Genomic DNA, 4,126 nt, shown 5'->3' with positions numbered 1-4,126 from the left:
CCCGGTGTTCTCCACCCTCACCGGCGACTGGGCCGGACCGACCGCCTTCGACGCCGACTACTGGTACCGCAACCTGCGCCGGACCGTCCGTTTCCACGAGGCCGTCACGGCGCTGGCCGAGCAGGGCCACCGGCTGTTCGTGGAAAGCAGCCCGCACCCCGTCCTGGCCCCGGCGGTCCAGGAGACCCTGGACGACGTGGCGCCCGGCACCGCCGGAGCCCTCGGCACGCTGCGGCGTGACGACGGCGGCCGCACGCGGTTGCTGCTGTCACTGGCCGAGGCATACGTCCAGGGCGCCCCGGTCTCCTGGCGCGCGCTGTTCGCCGCCGCCGAGGCGGTCCCGCTGCCGACCTACCCGTTCCAGCGGGAGCGGTACTGGCTCGACCCGGTCGTGCGGCCCGGCGCCGCCTTCGCCGCCGGCCCGGGAGACCACGGGCATCCGCTGCTCGACACCGCCGTCGCCCTGGCGGGCGAGTCCGGTGTCCTGCTCACCGGGACGCTCTCGCTCGCCGCCCACCCGTGGCTGGCCGATCACGCCGTGGACGGAGTGGTCCTGCTGCCCGGCACCGCGTTCCTCGAACTCGCCCTGCACGCCGGCCGGCGGACCGGCTGCGCCGAGGTGGAAGACCTCACCCTGGAGGCGCCGCTCGCCCTGCCCGCCGCCGGAGAGACGCAGCTGCAGGTGCTGGTGGGCCCCGCCGACGCCGAGGGCCGCCGCCCGGTCACCGTGCACTCCCGTCCGGCGGCCGCCGCCACCGCGGACGAAACGGACTGGACGCGGCACGCCTCCGGCAGCGTACGGCCCGCGACGGCGCTCACCCAGCCGCCGGCGCCCGCCGGCACCCCCTGGCCACCGCAGGACGCGGTTCCGGCCGACGTCGACGCGTTCTACCCGCTGCTGGCCGAGCGCGGCTACGGCTACGGCCCGGCCTTCCAGGGGCTGCGTGCCGCGTGGCGACGGGACGGGACCAGGTTCGCCGAGGTGCGGCTCGCCGGTGGTGACGGCTTCACCCTGCACCCCGCGCTGCTCGACGCGGCCTTGCACGTGCTGGCCCTCGAAGCGGCCGCCGAGCCGGCCGACGGCGGGATCCGGCTGCCCTTCTCCTGGAGCGGGGTCCGGCTGCACGCGTCCGGTGCCACCGCGCTGCGCGTCGAGGTGACCCCGGTCGGTCCGGACTCTGTGTCGCTGGCCCTGAGCACCCCGGACGGCACCCCGGTCGGCACCGTGGACGAACTGACGGTCCGCCCGATCAGCGCCCGGCAGCTGGCCGCCCTCCGCAGCGCCGTCCCGCTGCCGCTGCACCAGGTGGAGTGGGCCGAGCTGCCGCCCGTACCGGCCTCGCCCGCACCCTCCTGCGTCCTGCTGGAGGCCGTGGACGACGAGGCCCACACCCCCACCGGGAACCCGGCCGTGGACCCGGAACTGCTGGCCCTCGCCGCCCTGGCCGACGCCGAGCGGGTGCCCGAACTCGTGCTGGTGCGCTCCACGTCCGCCCCGGACGACGGCAGTCCCGAAGCGGTCCGGGCCGCGCTCCACCGCGTCCTGGAACTCGTCCAGACCTGGCTGGAGGACGAGCGCTTCGACGGCTCCCGGCTGGTCGTGTGCACCCGGAACGCGGTCGGCGCCGACCAGGAGACCCGGCTCACCGGCCTTGCGGACGCCGCCGTGTGGGGGCTCGTCCGCTCCGCCCAGTCCGAACACCCCGACCGGCTGGCCCTCCTCGACCTGGACGAGGACGCCGACCGGCTCGCCGCAGCGCACCCGGTGCTGTCCCGGCTGGCCGCCGGCGAACCCCAACTCGCCCTGCACGACGGGCGGATCCTTGCCCCCCGGCTCACCCCGGCCCCGCCCGCCGGGGACCCGGCGCCGAGCAGCGGTCCGGCGGCATCCGCCGATCCGTCGGACCCCGCCGCGCTCACGGGCATCGACCCGACGGGCACCGTCCTGATCACTGGCGGCACCGGCACCCTCGGTGCCCTCTTCGCCCGCCACCTCGTCGCTTCACACGGCGTACGGCACCTGCTGCTCGCCGGCCGGCGAGGCACGGGCGCCCCCGGAGTCCCCGAACTCGTCGCCGAGCTGGTGGAGTCGGGCGCCGAGGTGACGGTCGCCGCCTGCGACGTGGCGGACCGGACGGCACTGGCGGACCTGCTCGCGGGCATCCCCGCCGAGCACCCGCTGACCGCCGTCGTGCACACCGCGGGTGTCCTCGACGACGGCGTCGTCGCCTCGCTCACACCGAGCCACCTCGACACCGTCCTGCGGGCCAAGGCCGACGCGGCCTGGCATCTGCACGAGGTGACCCGGGACATGGATCTGGGCGCGTTCGTGCTGTTCTCCTCCGTCGCCGGCACCCTCGGCAGCCCCGGCCAGGCCAACTACGCGGCCGCCAACGCCTACCTCGACGCCCTCGCCCGGCACCGCCGGGCCACGGGCCGGCCGGGCCTGTCGCTGGCCTGGGGACTGTGGGCCGAGTCCAGCGGCATGACCGGCAACCTCGACGCCGCCCACCTCGAACGGCTGCGGCGCGGCGGCGTCGTACCGCTCACCGGCGACGACGGGCGCGCCCTGTTCGACGCCGCGCTCAGTTCCGGGCATCCCGCGCTCGTTCCCGTCCGGCTGGACATGGCGGCGCTGCGACGGGCGTCGGCCCAGGGCACCCTGCCCGCCGTACTCCGCGACCTGGTCCCCGCCCCCGACCGCGAGGCCGCGAGCACCGAAGCGGAGATCCCGGCGGCCGACCGGATCCTGACCCTCCCGGCGGAGCAGCGCGACGAAGCCCTCCTCGACCTGGTCCGGGCCTGCGTGGCCGCGGTCCTCGGCCACACCTCGCCGGACTCGGTGGATCCACTCCAGGCGTTCAAGGAGATCGGATTCGACTCGCTCATCGCCGTCCAGCTGCGCAACCGGCTGAACGCGGCCACCGGGCAGCGGCTGCCCGCGACCCTCGTCTTCGACCACCCCACCCCGGCGGCGCTCGCCGCCCACCTGGCCACCGAACTGTTCCCGCCCGCCACCGCCACTGCGGACCGCCTGCTGGTCCGGCTGACCGAACTGGAGGAGGCGCTGCCCGACGAGGCGATGGACGAGGAGACCAGGGGCCTGGTCACCGCCCGGCTGGAGGCCGTTCTCGCCCGTTGGCGCCGCCCCGCGGCCACCGAGCCGGCCGAGAGGCTCAGGGAGGCGTCCGCCGACGAGATCTTCGCCTTCATCGACAACGAACTCGGCCGACGCACCGACTGACAGGCTCCGGCGCGGCTGGGACCGTCCCCCGACGAGGCTGAGAAGAGGCTGAACCTGCATGACAAACGAAGAGAAGCTCGTCGACTACCTCAAGTGGGTCACGGCCGATCTCCAGCGGACCCGCGAACGGCTCCAGGAGGTGGAGGCCGAACGGCTGGAGCCGGTCGCCGTGGTCGGCATGGCGTGCCGCTTCCCCGGCGCCGTCCGTGCCCCGGAGGACCTGTGGCACCTGGTGGACTCCGGTACCGACGCCATCGGTGACCTGCCCGCCGACCGGGACTGGGACCCGGACCTGTACGACCCGGACCCCGAGCGGCCGGGCCGCGCCACCACCCGTCAGGGCGGATTCCTGTACGACGCGGCCGAGTTCGACGCCGAGTTCTTCGGAATGTCCCCGCGCGAGGCACTCGCCGTCGACCCGCAGCAACGGCTGCTGCTGGAGACCTCCTGGGAGGCGGTGGAACGCGCGGGCATCGTCCCCGGCACACTCCGCGGCGAGCGCGTCGGTGTGTACGTCGGCGCGATGTACGGCGACTACGGCTCCCGGCTGCGGCAGGTACCGAGCGATCTGGAGGGCTTCATCGGCAGCGGCAGCGCGGGCAGCGTCGCCTCGGGCCGTGTCGCCTACACCCTCGGGCTGGAGGGCCCGGCGGTGACGGTGGACACGGCGTGCTCCTCCTCCCTCGTGGCGATCCACCTGGCGGTGCAGGCGCTGCGGCGCGGCGAGTGCACCCTCGCCCTGTCCGGTGGGGTGACGGTGATGGCCACCCCGGGCGTCTTCGTGGAGTTCAGCCGCCAGCGCGGGCTCTCACCGGACGGCCGCTGCCGGGCGTTCGCGGCGGGCGCGGACGGTACGGGCTTCGCCGAGGGCGCGGGCATGCT

Annotated in this window: 2 protein-coding genes; both read left to right on the top strand. The window is 75.4% G+C overall.

Features of this window, described 5'->3' with window-relative positions:
- A partial coding sequence (locus tag LE548_RS45080; RefSeq protein WP_225102833.1) for a type I polyketide synthase occupies window positions 1-3,244 on the top strand: 3,244 nt, incomplete at its 5' end.
- 58 nt (window positions 3,245-3,302) lie between these two features.
- Window positions 3,303-4,126: beta-ketoacyl synthase N-terminal-like domain-containing protein (locus LE548_RS45075; protein WP_225102832.1), on the top strand; the 824-nt coding region annotated here is incomplete at its 3' end.

The organism is Streptomyces sp. CoH27 (assembly GCF_020181035.1).
GTDB lineage: Bacteria > Actinomycetota > Actinomycetes > Streptomycetales > Streptomycetaceae > Streptomyces > Streptomyces camelliae.
This window is presented reverse-complemented; position numbering and strand designations above follow the sequence as displayed.